The organism is Rhizobiaceae bacterium, assembly GCA_023953845.1.
GTDB lineage: Bacteria > Pseudomonadota > Alphaproteobacteria > Rhizobiales > Rhizobiaceae > Arvimicrobium.
Window position 1 is genome coordinate 2,439,279 of sequence record JAMLJC010000001.1, and the last position, 14,842, is coordinate 2,454,120.

Genomic DNA, 14,842 nt, shown 5'->3' on the forward strand with positions numbered 1-14,842 from the left:
TGTCTGCCCTTGCCCGAAATCCCCCGGAACGCAGAATGTCAGTCTGCCACAGACTTCAGCATGAGAGTATAGAAATAAGGGTCGGGCAGGCCGTCTTTCGTGAGCAGGACCGGCCCGCCGTCGGCGCTGCCGTTGGTCCACCAGAAGGTGCGGGTCCGCGCGGCCAGCCGGTAATCCTCCTCGACGATGCCGGTGAGAAGGGCGGCGGTTCCCGTATCGGGACCACCGCGCCAGAGCGTGCCGCCCTTGAAGTTTTCGCGCGCTCTTCCGGAGGCTTGTTCCAACGCGGGCGCCGGCAGGCCGGCGAGCAGGGCATCGATCTCGACCGCGCCGTCATTGTGCAGCACCGACAGAAGACGGCCTTCGAGCGCGCCGAACCAGTCTCCCTGCGGCGCGAAGGGCGGCGGCGCGATTGTCTCGCCGTTTCCGCAGGCATAGAGCGCCATCAAGGGAAAATAGCGGCCGACGCCGTCGACGGAGGGCATGATGACGCCCGCGCAGCCGGTGCCGAGGATCGCCGGCCCGATCCAGAAGCGCCAGAGCGGCGCGACGAGATAATGCTGCTCCCAGCTTTTTCCGAGCTCGGCGCGGCTCGCCGCCAACGCGGATTGCAGCCAGGTTTCCAGCGGGGTCAGGATGTCCTGGGCGATGCCGAAGGAGATGAAATCGCGCTTCTGCGGCAGCTTGCCGAACAGCCCGAAGCCCATCACAGACCGGACGGGCAGGAGAATTCGGAAAGGGCGGGCAGGAAGAACGGGTTCTCGATCGATCCGACCTGGATGGTGTAGGCGACGTCGCGCCCGCCGACGACGAAGCGCGCCCGGATGTTGTCGCCGCTCTTCGTCACGGAGCCGGCGTCGAACAGGCGCATCAGCGCCCACGGCCCGTCGAAATTGACGGAGGACTGCCGCCCCTCGATCGGCGGCTGGAAGCTCAGATTCACCGAGCCGGAAGCCATGCTGCCCGGCCAGTCCACCTGCGAGGGGATGCCGCCCACCTGCTGGCTCTGGACGACCTGCGAGTTGATGTCGAGCAGCGCCATCTGCGCCTCGCCATGCAGGGAGAAGGGCGTGAAGGTGAGCTGAACGGACGGCATCGAGCCGCCCTGCGGGAAGAAGGCGTCGCGGATCTTCGACGCCCGCTGGAACTCCTTCAGCGACGCGTTGGAAAGCTCACGCCCGAGCCGGCTGTCCTGCTTCCACGTCCAGTTGTCGCCGGTCATGTCGGCGAGCGGCGCGAGGTTCTGGGCGAAGAAGCGGTCGATGACGCCGTTCGGCGAGAACAGGCGGGCAAAATCGGCCATGGGCACGTCGCGGCCGCTCTTCCTCGCGAAGGGGAAGCGATTGGCGATCACCTGTTCGCAGGGGCGCGTGACCGTCGCCACCAGCATCTGGTTGAGTTGCGCGATGGACGTGTTCGCCGCGTCGCCCTCGAAGTCGTCGACGGCGGCATTCACCATATGCGCCAGCGACCTCGGCAGGCGCGAGGCGTTGGCGCGCAAATTCACGACCTGGAGCTGGAGATTGGCGTTGGCGCGCTCCGCCTGCGACGGGTTCGTCGCCGCGAGGACGAGGCTCTGATAGACCTCGTAGAAATTCTGGATCAGGGCGTCGATCGGCCGCTTGCCGACATCGCCGTCGACCAGATTGTGGTACTCGCGGAACTGCGCCTCGATGTTGGCGCCCGGTATCTGCGCGCTGCCGCCGGCGAAAGCGCCGCCGGCGCGGCTCTGCGACTTCTTCACGGCGAGGTCGATGCCGATCTTGGCCAATCCGCCGGCGCGCGAGGTGATCGCCTGCGTCACCTTCTGCGTGACCTTGCCGATCGCCTTGTCCGTCGCCTCGTCTCGCGGCGCCTCCTCGGCTTCGCCTTCGGGCTCGCGCGTCAGCATCGTCTCGCGGGCGATCTCCTCAAAAAGCTGCTTGACAGGCGAAGTGGACGAGGCGACCGCCGAAAGCGCCACATATTGCGGCTTGTCGGCCGACATCTGCTTGAGCTTCAGGTTCTCCAGAGCCGCGTTCCAGGCGGCGACGAAATCCTTGCCGTAGCGGTCGAGGAGTTCGGGGCCGAGCCTCTGGAACTGCTGCTCGATGCCTTCCTGCTGACCGATCTCGCCCATCACCCACTGCTCGTCGGCGATCTTCTCCGCGACGGCCGAGAGCTGCGTCAGGAAGAAGTCGTTGAAGCCGGCATAGGTATAGAGGCTAGGCACGGCGAGGCTCGAAAGATCGCTGCCGTCGATCGTCTCGAAAACCAGATTGGCATCCGGCCCGGCGCGCTGCGCCACGGAAAAATCCTCCAGCGGCGCGGCATAGGTGGCCGATTTGATGAGCGCATAGGCGCGGTCGGCCATGTTCATGCGGCCGAGCGAACGCTGGGCGGATTCGATCAGCGGGCCGTTCAGCTCGAACAGCGGATCGTAGCCGTCGTCCAGCGTGAGCATGGCCCTGAGATGCTGCTCAAGTTCCTCGCGGCCCTTGCGGTTGGCGGGGCCGGGATAACGGTTCTGCTCCCAGTCCTGCTTCATCCAGGCGACGATCAACTCGTCGTCCGTGCGCGGGGCCTTGCCGCCGAGCATGAGATAGACCTTGAGCGCCTCGTAGAGCACCACCGGGTCGTTCATGTTGGCCTCTATGGTGCGTTCCATCTGGAGGATGAGACGCGAGCGGAACATGCGTTCGAGCGCGCGGCGATAGGTGGTCTCGGAGGCCGACAGAAGCCGTCCGCGCTGGCTGAGGCCGAAGGTCTCCCTGGTCGGAGTCGACATCTCGCGGTTCTCGTAGCCGACCGGCAGGGTCCGCAGCGTGTTCAGGATACCGACGACTTTTTCGAGTTCAGTGTCGCTGATGGTGTTGCTCTTCAGCTGCGCGTCGGCGTTGACGCGGTACTGCTCGACCGCATTGTCGGTCGAGGCGATCAGTGTGCGGTTGCTGGCGAAGCTGACGCCCCACGCGCCGAGCAGGCCGGCGGCGACGACCGCCAGCGCGGCCACGGCCCCGTAGCGCAGCACGGCCGCGCGGCGCACGGCGTTCATGTCGCGCGACACCCAGCCGGATTCGGCGAAGATCACCTTGGTCAGGAGATCGTGCAGGAAGAAGCTGCGGCCGGTCCCCGACATATGAGCGGTCTGCGTCTGACTGCCGAAGCTGCGGCCGATGGCGCCCAGCACCTGATCGATCGGCGTGCCTTCCTGCGTGCCGGAGGAGAAATAGAAGCCGCGCAGATTGGCGTTCACCTGATAGCGGTTCGGCTCGAAGATGCGGTTGAGGAAATCCGCCACGCGGTCCTTCAGCGTCGCGAACTGCGCGGGAAAGCCGAAGATGGCGATGCGCGCGATCGGATCGGCCTCCTCGTGCAGCCGGTCGGTGACCTCCTCGGTCAGGCGCTTGACCAGATCGTCGAACTCGGCCGGCACCTGCGCGACCATGTTCTTCTTGCGGTCGTCGGTCTGGAACGTCGCGCCCCACACCTTGCGGCGGCGGCTCTCGGTGAAGCTGCCGAAATATTCCACGAAACCGGCGATCAGATCAGCCTTCGTGAACAGCGCGTAGACCGGGAAATCGATCTTCAGCTCGGTGTGGATTTCCAGAAGGCGCTTGCGGATCGCCGCGGCATGCGCCGAAAGCTCCGCGCCGTCGAGCTTCATCAGGTCTTCGAGGCTGATGGCGACGATGACGCCGTTGATCGGCTGCTTGGCGCGGTTTTTCTTCAGGAGCGACAGGAAGGAGAGCCAGCTTTTCTTGTCGGCCTCCGCGTCCGAATCCTGCGTCGTGTAGCGGCCAGCCGTGTCGACCAGCACGGCTTCCTCCGTGAACCACCAGTCGCAATAGCGCGTGCCACCCACACCGGCGACCGCCTGCGCGCCTTCGGTGCCGGCAAGCGGGAACTTCAGGCCGGAATTCACCAGCGCCGTCGTCTTGCCCGCGCCCGGCGGCCCGATGATGATGTACCACGGCAGTTCGTAGAGGAAATTGCGCTTGCCGCTGGAGCGCTTCAGCGTTTCGAGCGCCTCCGTCATGCGCTCTCCGAGCACTCTCGCGTCGCCGGCCTCGCCCTCCGTGGCGGCCATGGCCGCTTCCAGCGCCTTCTGCGCCTTGCGCCTGCGCCAGTAGCGGATGCCGTAGTAGCCGCCAACCGCAAGGAGCACGATCGCCACGATGAGAAGGCGCGGCCACACGGGCTCCAACGGATAGACCTCGGCATAGCCGACCATCGGCCCGCCGAACCAGACGGCGAGGATAAGCGCCAGGAGCGCCAGCCAGACAGCGATGCGGATGATCCACGCCTTCATGGCTGAGCCGCCTGCGTGTTATTGGAGGCGAGGTTCAGCGTTTCCTCGCGCGGGATCATGAGATCGACGCGCCGGTTCTTCGCGCGGCCTTCCGGCGTCTTGTTGTCGGCCACGGGATCGTCCTCGCCCTTGCCTTCGATCGAGAAGCGGGAGACATCGCTGATCTTCGGCTCCATTACGGCCTCGACGGATTTGGCGCGCGCGACGGAAAGGTCGTAGTTGGACTTGAAGGAACCGTTCTTCTTCGGCTTCACATTGTCGGTATGGCCGGTCACCTTGATCGGACCGGGCTCGGGTTCGAGGGCCGCGGCGATGCGGTCGGCGATCGGCGCGAACTCCTTTTTCACCTCGGCGCGGCCGGAATCGAAAAGCAGCAGATTGTTGATCTCGACGACGATGAAATCGCCCCTGGCAACCACGTCCAGACCGCCGGCCTCGATCTCGGGCGCGAGCGCGGCCCGGATGCGCTCCAACTGCGTCATGTCGCGCAGCTCTTCCTTGTAGGGCATGAAGGCGGCGCGCTCGATGGTGATCGGATCGGCGGGGTTGAGGGCCAGAAGCTTGTCGGCCAGCGCGTCGCCGTCATTGCTGATGAGCAGGCGCAGCAGGAAATAGATGGCCGTCAGCAGCGCGACGGCCGCCGCCAGTATCGCCCACAGCGGCACGCGCGAGCCGAGATTGGACATCAGCTTGGCGAGGCCGCGCCAGCGCGGCGAGATGTCGTCGTCCGGCCGCGCTTTCAGGTGGCGCAGCGTCTCGTAGACGTCGCGGCGCACGCGCTGCAGGTCGCGGTCGCCGCCGTTCACGCCCCGGTACTGGCCCTCGAAGCCGAGCGACAGGCAGGCATGCATGAGTTCCAGAAGGTTGAAGTGGGGCGCGGGATTGGCCAGCAGCTTGTTCAGGGCCTCGAAGAAGCCGACGCCGGATGTGCGGACCTGAAAGAATTGCGCCAGCATCGAATACTGCATCCAGACATGGCGGTCGGTTCCGGGCAGGTTCTGGACGATGTCGTCGGCCGTGCCGCAGAGCGCGTATTTGGCGATGCGCACCTCTTCGGCCGGAACGCCTGCTTCTGTCACCTTCCGCTCGAACTCGCGGATGGCGTTGGCGACGTGATTCATCAGCGGCACGGCCTGCATGTCGATGATCATCAGCCTGAGCCGTCCGAGCAGGATGAGCAGGGGTGCCGCCGCCTTCGTGATCGGATTGGTGGCGGAATACTCGCCGCCGTCACGGGCGTTGAGCGCCACGTCGAGGGGGATCTTCTCCGCCGGCGCCATCGGTTCGGGCTGGGGGGTGCTGCCGGGGAAGAAGGCATTGCCGGCGCTGCCCTTCATCCAGTCGTCCTGTTCCTCCGGCACGCCGAAGCGCGGGGAGGCAGGCGCGAAGGGCGGGGCGTTTTCGGGCCGGTAGGGCGATGCGGGACGCGGCGGAGACGCCGGCTGCGGCGCGAACACGGTCGGATCGCTGGGGCGGGGAAGATTGTTCGGCGATGCGGGATTGGGCGATCCGGGCAGGGGGGCCGGCTTGAACTGCTCCGGCCGGATCGCTCCCCCCGGATTGGGCCGGATGACGGTCTTGCCGCCTGAGCCGAACGGATCGTCCTTCGAGCTCATCTGCGGTCTTCCATGATGGCCCAGAGATCGAGTTGCAAGCCCGGCCATTCACCGGCGAAATGCAGGCCCATGCTGCTCGCCTGGCTGAACTCCGGCCAGAGCGGCGAGGACTTGTCAAGATAGAAGTAGACGTGATCGGAAATCGCCCGGATCTGCCGCGGCGGCGTCGGCATGTGGACCAGTTCGATGCCCGGCAGGTGAGTCTGCACGATCTCGTTCATGCGCGTGTTCGGGCCGACCTTGCAGAGAGCGGGGAACTGCTGCTGGATCTGCGTCAGCGGGCGGCTTGCCGCGACCTCGATGACGAAGGTCGCGTTGCGGAAGAGCGCCCGGTCGGTCACCTGCGCGATGAAGGCGTTGGGCGCGCGCTCGATCAGGTTCAGCCGGATCGCGCGGCCGATGTCGAGGCTGAGCAGGCGCTGTATGTCGCCGAGCACCGGCTCGAAGGTCGTATCGAGCGAGTCGTGATCGTATTCGGCATATTCGGACGCCAGCCGTTTCGGCGAGAACGTCCAGAGTTCTCCCGAGATACGCAGCAATTCCTTGTAGACCTCAACCGGATGCACGTATTTCGAGCTCCGCAGATGCTTGAGGACATTGACCTCGCGATTGAGCATCTGAAGCATAAAATAGTCGAATGTTTGGAGACCGCCGCCGGAACTCGGATCGGCCGCATAGCGCGCGAGCGTCTCAAGCTTGGTGTCCACCCAGCCGATGACGCGATCCGTCCATCCGGCGACGACGGGATGCGCGTGCGTCACCAGAACAGGCGGCGCGAAGGTCTCGTCGAAGACGATCGTCTTGTCGCGCACCTCGAGGATGCGGGCGACCTTCAGGGAGTGGAAGCCCGGCTTCGGCGTCTTGCGCACCTCGAATTCCGCGCGTGGATGGGCGACCTCGATCTCCTGCTCCACGAAGAGGTTCGAGGCGGAATCGATGACGGTCTCGAGGTCGCGCACGTAGCGGCTGCCGGTTGCCGCCTCGGCCATGTCGATCTCGCGGCCGTTCACGGTCGCGGCCGGCAGCGTCAGCCACAGAAGCTGGCGGTCGACGCCTTCCGGCATGTCGATCGGCTCTGGCAACGGACTCGTCCCCGGCATGTCGAACGGCGTCCCGTCCTGAAAGATGCCGGACGCCCGGCGCAGGGCGAACTTGTTCTGCTGCGCGAGATCGCGGTCGATCTCGATCTGGGAAAAGCCCCACGGATAGGGCGTGATCTGCGCGACGCGGCTTTCGAGCAATCGCTCGACATAGCGGTCGTTCTGCTGCAGATGGTGCTGCCGCAGGAACAGGCCTTCCGACCAGGCTACCTTGCTGTACCAGGACATTCGCGGTGAAGGCCTCCCCGCCGTGGCGCGTCTGTGTTGTCGTAGCGGAATGGAATGCTAGAGCATGGCTTTGGGAAATGAAACCGCGTTGCGCGACCCCCTTGCCTGATCGGTCGTCGATTTTGCCGGACCGGGTCTAGAAAACGCCGCCGATGCCGATGCCGCCGCTGATATCCGGAGGTGGCGCGGCGGGCCGGATTCCGCCGGAGCTCTTCTTCGTGCTGCGCTGCTTGGCTCCCTTGCCGGCCTTCGAGGCGCCCGACCGGGAATCGGCGTCCGACGCGACATTCGTCTGCTTGACCTTCTTGACGATGACGGGCGCCTTGCAGATGCGCCCGGATTGCAGGAACAGGTCGCCGAGCAGTTCGACGGTAGGCCCGGCGCTTGCGACCTGCTGCTTCGTGTTGCGGTAGTAGTCGTTCAGCGCGCGCGAGGAGCCCGGACCCCAATCGCCGTCCACTTCCATCCTGTAGCAGCCGAGGCGCCGCAGCTCGGTCTGGACCTTGCGGGCGAGATCCTCGGCCTTCTGCTTGTCGGTCTCGTTCGGGTCGGCGCCGACGATCAGCGTTTCGAGGCCGGAGACGACGCTCCGCCGATCGCCCGTCGACAGGCTCGCCACCTGCGTGCCCACCGTGAGCGGCTCTTGGGACTGCGACGGAACGTCGACCGAGCGCAGCGTCTGGCCGACGATCAGCACGGCCGTCTGCAGGTCATTGGACGCGAGCTCGATCTGCAGCTTCTCCTTGGCCGCCGGATCGGAAAGGATGCGCGAGAGGCTGGCGCTGAGCTGCGCGGGATCGAGCACCTGCTGCTCGGTGAAGTAGAATTGCTCACGCAGATTTGACTGATCCCACGGCACCTGCCGGCCGAGTGTCAGCGCTTCCGTCTCGTTGCGCACCCGGATCATCATGTCCGAGATGCTGAGGCCCGGAATCTCGACATTCTTGAGCAGCGCCGTCGTGAAGGGGCTGTTCTCGCCCGATCCGTCGACCGTGACATTGCCGGGCTGCGTGGCGAAGGCGACGAAAGTGTTTTCACCGACCTCGACCTGCGCGAGGCCGTTGCCGCCGCCTTGCCCCATGGGATTGTTGCGGCAGGCGTCGAGGAAGATGAAGGTCTGCCGGTCGCGGCTGGCGAAGCGCGCGATGACGTCGTTGAGCTTGACGGCGCGCGCGGTGAGGCTGTCGATGCTGTCGGGATCGGGCGTGTCCACCGGCAGCAGGTAGTTCTCGCCCTGAAGCTGGATGCCGTGGCCGGCGTAGAAGATCAGCACGGCCGTCGCGGTGGGAAGCTTCCGCTCGGCCTGATCGAGAAGCTGCCTGAAGCCGCTGGATGTCAGGTCCGTTTGCGACAGCACCTCGAAGTTCAGCCGGCGGAGGCTTTCGGCGAGCTTCACCGCGTCGTGCGCGGCGTTGGCCAGCCGGTCGAGCCGGGTGCTTTTATAGTTGGAATTGCCGATGACGATGGCGAGACGGTTGCGGGGTTGGTCGGTCGGCTTCTCCTCGACCGCAGCTTGCGCCGTCCATGCTCCGACCAATGCCAGAAGCAGGATCGTCACGAGTCCCAGAGCGCTTCTTCGAAACGTCATCCCGGCCTGCCCGTTTTCGCTTCGCGGCGCGATCAAGAAGTGAATGCGTCACGCCGACGGCCGCGCCAAGTATCCGGAATTTTTACACCAATAACCACGGCAAAGATAGGGCAGGAGATCGCCTGAAGCAGGAGTTCGCGGGCTTCGGCCGAATTCGCGTGGCGGAAGTGGAGTCACGAAACCGCGTCGACGTGCCTTTCATGCAACACTGCCATTTCGGCGCGCGCCTTCGGCAGACTGCTTTTAAGCCAAACGGACGAAACAGAAATAACCGATCAAATTCATGGTCTTGTATAAAGGCAAAAGAATACTTGGCGCTGCGGCTTCTTCTGATTATGCCAGCCTGCTTGCCCGCAGGCGTTTCCGCAATCGCCAGGCCGGGATATGCGGAAAATTGTATTCCCTCTGTATCTGCGATGCTAGACTGGCCTTAATGCAGCCACGATTCACTTGCGGTCGCCGGTTTGAGGGTCCGAGCTTGCTGCGACCGAAGACCGGCCGGCTGTAAGGAAGGGGATTCATGTCGGGCAACAGGCGCGTTTTGCAGTTTTCGGGTGTTTCGGCGCTGGCTCTGCTGGCGTGTTTTGCTGTCGACGCGACGCCTGCCGCCGCCTGCAGCGCGACGCCGAACTTTACCGGAGGAGTGGTAACCTCCGTCACGGTCAATTGCGCGGCCGGAAACACTGCCAGTCCCTTCGCCACCAGCTTCAGCGACTGGTTGATCGACAGCGCCCAATATTCCTACGACGGCAATGGCGCCGATACCTTCACGATGAGCGGAGGCACCATCGCCTCGACAGGCGGGTTCAATACGCCCCTTTACCTCAATGATCCGCTGTACGGTCTCGATCCCTCGACCGGGTTCATCGAGATGCTGGGCGGCGACGACACGGTCGTCATTTCGGGCGGAACCATCGGCAGCGCGACCGACGTGATCAGCCTGAGCCTCGGCGCCGGCGCGGATCTCTTCCGGATGAGCGGCGGCTCGCTCTCCGGCTCCGTGTTCGGCCTCGGCGGCGGCAACAGGTATGAAGTATCAGGCGGCACCATCGGCGGCTCCATCTTCGCCGGCAGCCAGGACGATGTGGTCATCATTTCCGGCTCCGCGCTGATACAGGGCACCAACGCCGATCCCGACGCGGTCGGACTCGAGGACGGGAACGACCGTTTCGAGATGAGCGGCGGCCGGGTCAACGGCGCCGTCAGCGGCGGCGCGGGCGACGACACATTCTCGATCAGCGGCGGTACGATCACCGGCTTCGTGTCGGGCAATGACGGCGACGACGAGGTCGCGGTGTCCGGCGGCGTCATCCAGGGCGACATCATCGCCGAAACGGTTCGCCTCAGCGGCGGCACGATCGGCGGCAACATTTCCGGGCTGTCGGGCAACACGCTGTTCATCGACGACACGCTGTCGCCTGCCGCGCTCAGCCTGCGCAACGGCGTCCTGTTCAGCGGCACCAATGCAGTCGGCGTGATCAACAATACCGATCTCGCAGCAGGCGGCACGCGCAGCCAGAACTTCACCGGCTTCACCAGCGTCACGACGCAGAATTCCACGCTCGGTTTCGCCTCGGGATCGGTCAACCAGATCGGCGCGCTGAACCTCGGCGCCGGCTCGACCCTCTTCGTGCAGGGACCGGCGCAGCTTACGGGAACGCTCTCGGCCACCGGTTCCACCATCTCGCTGATCGACGGCGTAGCGGACGACGTCTTCACGCTAGGCGGGCTGGCGCTCAACGGCTCGCGGATCGGCATCGACGTCAACCAGCAGACCGCCCAGGCCGACCAGCTTATCGCGAACGCCTTCTCGGCGACCGGCCTCAACACGATCCAGGTCAATCTGCTCGGTACGCCCAATTTCGCCGGCGTGACGGACATTCCGGTCATCGTGGCGACAAACGCTCCGGTCATCGGCACATTCGCGGTCGAAGGCGCGCCGGCGACGCCCGGAGCGCTGTTCGCCTTCGAACTCGTACAAGGCCCGGCCGGCGGCCTGCTGCTGCGCGCCACCCCCGTCAGCGCGGGGCTGGGGACGGCGACCGCCAATGCGCTGGACGTTTCGGCCCTCGACAATGCGCTCGACACGCTCGACAGCATCACCGACGACGCCGCGGATTCCGGCCTGCGCCTCGGCAAGAGCGGCATGGTGCAACTCACGCCGACCTTCGGCGTCTTCGCTTCCGGCCAGTTCGCCAAGGTCGAGCATGACGGCTTCGAAGTGTCGAACGACACCTTCCGCGCCATGGGCCCGTCCTTCGACGCCAACGACTTCTCGGCCGCCATCAGCTTCGATTTCAACGCGGCCAAGCATTTCGGTTTCGACGAGCAGTATGGCCTGAACATCGGCGTCTTCGGCGGCTATACTTCGACCGATGTTGATCTGGGCAGCTTCCAGTCTTTCGCCAGCGTGGGCGAAGGCACCAACGAAGCCGGCATGTTCGGCGCCTACACGCTGTTCCGGCAGGGCCTCAATTACGGCCTGATCTCGGCGACCGGCTTCATAGGCCAGTCCGACGTCGTCAACTATGCGCTCAACACCACCGGCAGCTACGACACCGAAGGCTATGCCGTGACGGCTTCGGCCGGTCACATCTTCGTGCTCGGCGAGCGCACGCGTTTCGACATGCGCGGCGGCATACTGGGCGCGACCTTCGAGGGCGGCGATTATGTCGACAGCGGCGGCAATGTCTTCGGCAAGAGCCGCATCTCCTTCGGCGCTTTGAAGTTCGAGCCGGGCATCTATGCCGACTACCAGATGGAGAACGGCATGGTGTTCAGCCCCTATGCCCGGGCCGACGTCCAGCAGCGCTTCTCCTACAGGAACACCTCCGACCTGGCCGGCACGGAGTTCGATTTCGATGACTCCGACTTCTCTGCCGCTGTTTCCACGGGCTTCAATATGCGCATGACTCAGAGCGCGACGCTCAGCGCGGAAGTGCGCGGAAAATTCTCGTCGGACAGCACGACGGTCGCCGGCAAGCTCGGCCTCAAGGTCGGATTCTAGGATCAATCGACATTCGGGATCGGCAGGGTCGGCGGATCCCGGCCTTGGGTCGTCGACCCCTCGCGGACCGCGCCGCTTGAGTTGATCGTCCCGCCGGTGGCGGCCCATATCTCCGATATGCGGATCGGCCTTGCGGCCAGGCAATGATGCCGGGCGAGCCGGCCATCCGATGCGGTTCGCCCTTCTTGTCTAGCCTTCGAAAAGACGGGGAAAGCCCACCTTGCCGGTCAGGAAGCCGGGTTCCTGACGGATGTCCGGCCAGTGGAAAACGTGCATGGACGCCCTCAGATTGAGATGTCCGAGCGTCGATATGACCCGCCGGGCGCCGATCGGAGCTAGGGCCGGGTCTACTGCGCCATCCGGGACGAGCCCCGGGGCCATATTGTGATTCCGCAGGAAAGTCTGGAACTCGGTAATCGCCGCAATGGTCAAGGAGCCGGCGATGCCGTCCATCGTCACGGGATTTGCGCGGGAAATGTAGATGCCCTGTACGATGCCCAGCATGAACTGGACGATGGCAACGTCTTCCTTGTTGTTCGGTCTGTTCTTGCCGACACCCGCCGAAATCTGAAAAAAGAACTTGGATCGGGTCTCGGCGTTGACGTGAGGTACAATCATCAGATGCGCCATTTCACTCCCCCCGAAATCGAAATGCGCGTTCAATTCTACATGACTTCTTGACTACGGCTAGATAGCAAGAAGAATTTGTTCGACCTCATTTTGACTTGAGGCCGGAAGCTGCTCCGGGCAAATCAACAGCCGCCTATAGAGAGCATCGGGCTATTCGACTGTAGATGTTGCCCCGTTCTCGGCGGATGTCCCATTGTTCTGGCTTTGATTTATAAGAGATTTTCTTGCCGGACATCGGAACGAAACCGAAAATTCGCGCCATCACGGCGTTGCGATACGCGTCCCGGCCAATCCGTCATGACAAGCCCGCTTGGCCCGATGGGCTTCGATTTTCACGGGCATCGGCTTTGAACGGCCGAAGCGTTCAACTGTCGAAACGTTCAGAATTCACGCAGCGGCGGCATGAGCCTTCTTGTCAAGGCGCCTTCTGATGTCCATGGCATGGTTCCTCCTGCTCTATGGCGGGCGTCGGAAGCTGGAACCAATCCGTCATGCGCGTATACCAGCCGTTGCCATGCATGCGCGCGACGAGGTCGAGCTTCGGCGTATCGACATAACAGCGATTGGCGTCGAGCACTGCCGCGTCGCGGATATGCAGGGCGACCACCTCGCCAAGCACGAGCACCTGGCCATCCACCAGGTCGACAGTCTTGTGGAGACGGCATTCCAGCGATGCCGGGCTTTCGGCGATACGCGGGGTCGACAGTTTCGACGATGACGCGAGGGTGAGACCCGCCTTGTCGATTTCGCTGATCCCCGGCGCGAAATTGACGGCCGTGACCACCATTTGCGGCGCCTGCTCGAAGCCCACGAGATTGACGACGAATTCGCCGGTCCGCCGGATGTTGCGGCCCGTATCCTTCAGATCGTCCTCGCCGCGCTCGCCCGATCCCACGCCGACGCTGATCAGGGGCGGCTGCTCGCAGACGATGTTGAAGAACGAATACGGCCCCACATTCACGGAGCCGTCCTCGTTCAGCGTCGATATCCATGCGATCGGCCGCGGCACGACGGTAGAGATCATCAGCTTGTGACGATCGCGCCGGGACAGGTCCGCGAAATCGAAGATCATTGCTTGGCTTGTCCGGTTGCAGCGGGTTCTGTCAGCAGGTCGGGAGGCGAACTGCCGTGCCGGTATCGCGCTGCGCGTGAATGCGGGCGAAGGGTGACCCTCGCCCGCATGACGGTCGTCAACGGTTCGAATACCACTCCAGCCAGCGGCGGTTGACGGTCTCCAGATTGTCCGTCCACCACTGCGGGTCGATCCGCACCTGCCGCGCGAGATTCTCGGGCGAGGTGGGGATGTTGTCCGAGATCTCCTTGGACATCAGCGCATAGGCCTTCTTGTTGGGCATGCCATAAGGGAATTTCTTCACGAAATCCGCCTCGTTCTCGGCCTGCGCCATCCAGGCGATGAGCTTCATCGCGTTTTCTGCGTTCGGCGCATTCTTCGGCACGATCCAGTAGCTCTGCTGCCAGAGGCCGTCCTGCATGGTGTATTCCACCGGCAGGCCCTTGCCCTTGGCGAGGAAGGAACGCCCGAGACTGCCCAGCATCAGATCAACTTCGGCGTTCTGCAGCAGCACGTCGTACTGGCCGGTATTCTCGACCCAGACGTCGATATGCGGCTTTATCTCGTCGAGCTTCTTGAAGGCGCGGTCGATGTCGAGCGGATAAATCTTGTCGCGCTCCACGCCGTCGGCGAGCAACGCGACTTCCAGCATCGGGCGCGGATTGGCGTAGGCGGCGCGGCGGCCCTTGAACTTCTCAACATTCCAGAAATCGGCCCAGCTCTGCGGGGCGCCGTCCTTGAACTTCTCCGGATTCCACGCCAGCACCCAGCCGAACGACACGGACGGAAAACCGTATTCGTGCAGGGTTTCCGTGATCAGGTCCTCTTCCGGCACGACCTTCTTGATCAGGTCGTAGTCGATCTTCTGGATCAGGTCGTCCTCGATCGCCTTGAGCATCATCTGCCCCTCGGCGTCGAGCAGGTCCCATTCGACATTGCCGCTCTGCTCCATCAGCTTCAGCTTGGCGGCGTCCGGCGTGCCTGTGGTAGTGACCTCGATGCCGGTTGCTTCCGTGAAAGGTTTGAAGAAGGAGTTCGTCTGGCTCTCGACATAGGCCCCGCCCCAGGTCGACACGATCATCGAGCCAAAACCCTTCAGAATCTCGGCAGCCTTGGCCGCATCCGCGAAGGAAGGCCGCACTCCCATGGCGACAGCGGCCATCGCCGTGGAGGCGAGGAAGTGCCGCCGGTTCATTTCATGTCTCATCTCATTCCCCTTTCGTCGCTGTGACGATCACAAGAACCCCGGGCGGCCTCTCGTCACGCAAGGCCCTTCGGATAGGATGGCGCCGACGCGCTCCGGCGAGCCG

Annotated in this window: 9 protein-coding genes; 1 reads left to right on the forward strand and 8 read right to left on the reverse strand. The window is 64.0% G+C overall.

Going from position 1 to position 14,842, the window contains the following annotated elements:
* Positions 1 to 38: 38 nt before the first annotated feature.
* The 5 genes from tagF to M9955_11955 all read right to left on the reverse strand — a co-directional run bounded on the left by tagF (position 39) and on the right by M9955_11955 (position 8,823).
* Positions 39 to 707, reverse strand: coding sequence for a type VI secretion system-associated protein TagF (gene tagF / locus M9955_11935; GenBank protein ID MCO5082353.1), 669 nt, complete (start codon positions 705 to 707; stop codon positions 39 to 41).
* The gene (gene tssM, locus M9955_11940; protein MCO5082354.1) at positions 707 to 4,291 is read right to left on the reverse strand and encodes a type VI secretion system membrane subunit TssM; all 3,585 of its coding nucleotides are present in this window, start codon (positions 4,289 to 4,291) and stop codon (positions 707 to 709) included. Before tssM ends, tagF begins: the two co-directional genes overlap by 1 nt.
* Entirely contained in the window at positions 4,288 to 5,907 is a 1,620-nt protein-coding gene (tssL, locus tag M9955_11945; protein MCO5082355.1) for a type VI secretion system protein TssL, long form, read from the reverse strand. Before tssL ends, tssM begins: the two co-directional genes overlap by 4 nt.
* The gene (gene tssK / locus M9955_11950) at positions 5,904 to 7,235 is read right to left on the reverse strand and encodes a type VI secretion system baseplate subunit TssK (GenBank protein MCO5082356.1); all 1,332 of its coding nucleotides are present in this window, start codon (positions 7,233 to 7,235) and stop codon (positions 5,904 to 5,906) included. The genes tssL and tssK overlap by 4 nt, the downstream gene beginning before the upstream one ends.
* A 136-nt stretch (positions 7,236 to 7,371) precedes the next feature.
* Positions 7,372 to 8,823 carry a caspase family protein gene (locus M9955_11955; protein ID MCO5082357.1) on the reverse strand — a complete coding sequence of 484 codons (1,452 nt, stop codon included), beginning with the start codon at positions 8,821 to 8,823 and terminating at the stop codon, positions 7,372 to 7,374.
* A gap of 520 nt (positions 8,824 to 9,343) precedes the next feature.
* On the opposite strand from M9955_11955, the gene M9955_11960 reads away from it, so the two are divergent.
* A complete protein-coding gene (locus M9955_11960; GenBank protein ID MCO5082358.1) occupies positions 9,344 to 11,830 on the forward strand; it encodes an autotransporter in 2,487 nt (828 codons plus the stop codon).
* Positions 11,831 to 12,019: 189 nt separating this feature from the next.
* On the opposite strand, the gene M9955_11965 is transcribed toward M9955_11960, so the two are convergent.
* The 3 genes from M9955_11965 to M9955_11975 all read right to left on the reverse strand — a co-directional run bounded on the left by M9955_11965 (position 12,020) and on the right by M9955_11975 (position 14,739).
* A complete protein-coding gene (locus tag M9955_11965) occupies positions 12,020 to 12,448 on the reverse strand; it encodes a peptidoglycan-binding protein (GenBank protein MCO5082359.1) in 429 nt (142 codons plus the stop codon).
* 427 nt (positions 12,449 to 12,875) lie between these two features.
* Positions 12,876 to 13,532, reverse strand: a complete 657-nt coding sequence (locus tag M9955_11970; protein ID MCO5082360.1) for a flavin reductase family protein — start codon at positions 13,530 to 13,532, stop codon at positions 12,876 to 12,878.
* A 118-nt stretch (positions 13,533 to 13,650) separates the two neighbouring features.
* Complete coding sequence (locus M9955_11975) at positions 13,651 to 14,739, reverse strand: ABC transporter substrate-binding protein (GenBank protein ID MCO5082361.1); 1,089 nt, start codon at positions 14,737 to 14,739, stop codon at positions 13,651 to 13,653.
* Between the last annotated feature and the right edge of the window lie 103 nt (positions 14,740 to 14,842).

Coding starts and splice junctions, on each gene's coding strand:
- tagF (MCO5082353.1), bottom strand. CDS start 707: ATGGGCTTCGGGCTGTTCGGCAAGCTGCCGCAGAAGCGCGATTTCATC.
- tssM (MCO5082354.1), bottom strand. CDS start 4,291: ATGAAGGCGTGGATCATCCGCATCGCTGTCTGGCTGGCGCTCCTGGCG.
- tssL (MCO5082355.1), bottom strand. CDS start 5,907: ATGAGCTCGAAGGACGATCCGTTCGGCTCAGGCGGCAAGACCGTCATC.
- tssK (MCO5082356.1), bottom strand. CDS start 7,235: ATGTCCTGGTACAGCAAGGTAGCCTGGTCGGAAGGCCTGTTCCTGCGG.
- M9955_11955 (MCO5082357.1), bottom strand. CDS start 8,823: ATGACGTTTCGAAGAAGCGCTCTGGGACTCGTGACGATCCTGCTTCTG.
- M9955_11960 (MCO5082358.1), top strand. CDS start 9,344: ATGTCGGGCAACAGGCGCGTTTTGCAGTTTTCGGGTGTTTCGGCGCTG.
- M9955_11965 (MCO5082359.1), bottom strand. CDS start 12,448: ATGATTGTACCTCACGTCAACGCCGAGACCCGATCCAAGTTCTTTTTT.
- M9955_11970 (MCO5082360.1), bottom strand. CDS start 13,532: ATGATCTTCGATTTCGCGGACCTGTCCCGGCGCGATCGTCACAAGCTG.
- M9955_11975 (MCO5082361.1), bottom strand. CDS start 14,739: ATGAGACATGAAATGAACCGGCGGCACTTCCTCGCCTCCACGGCGATG.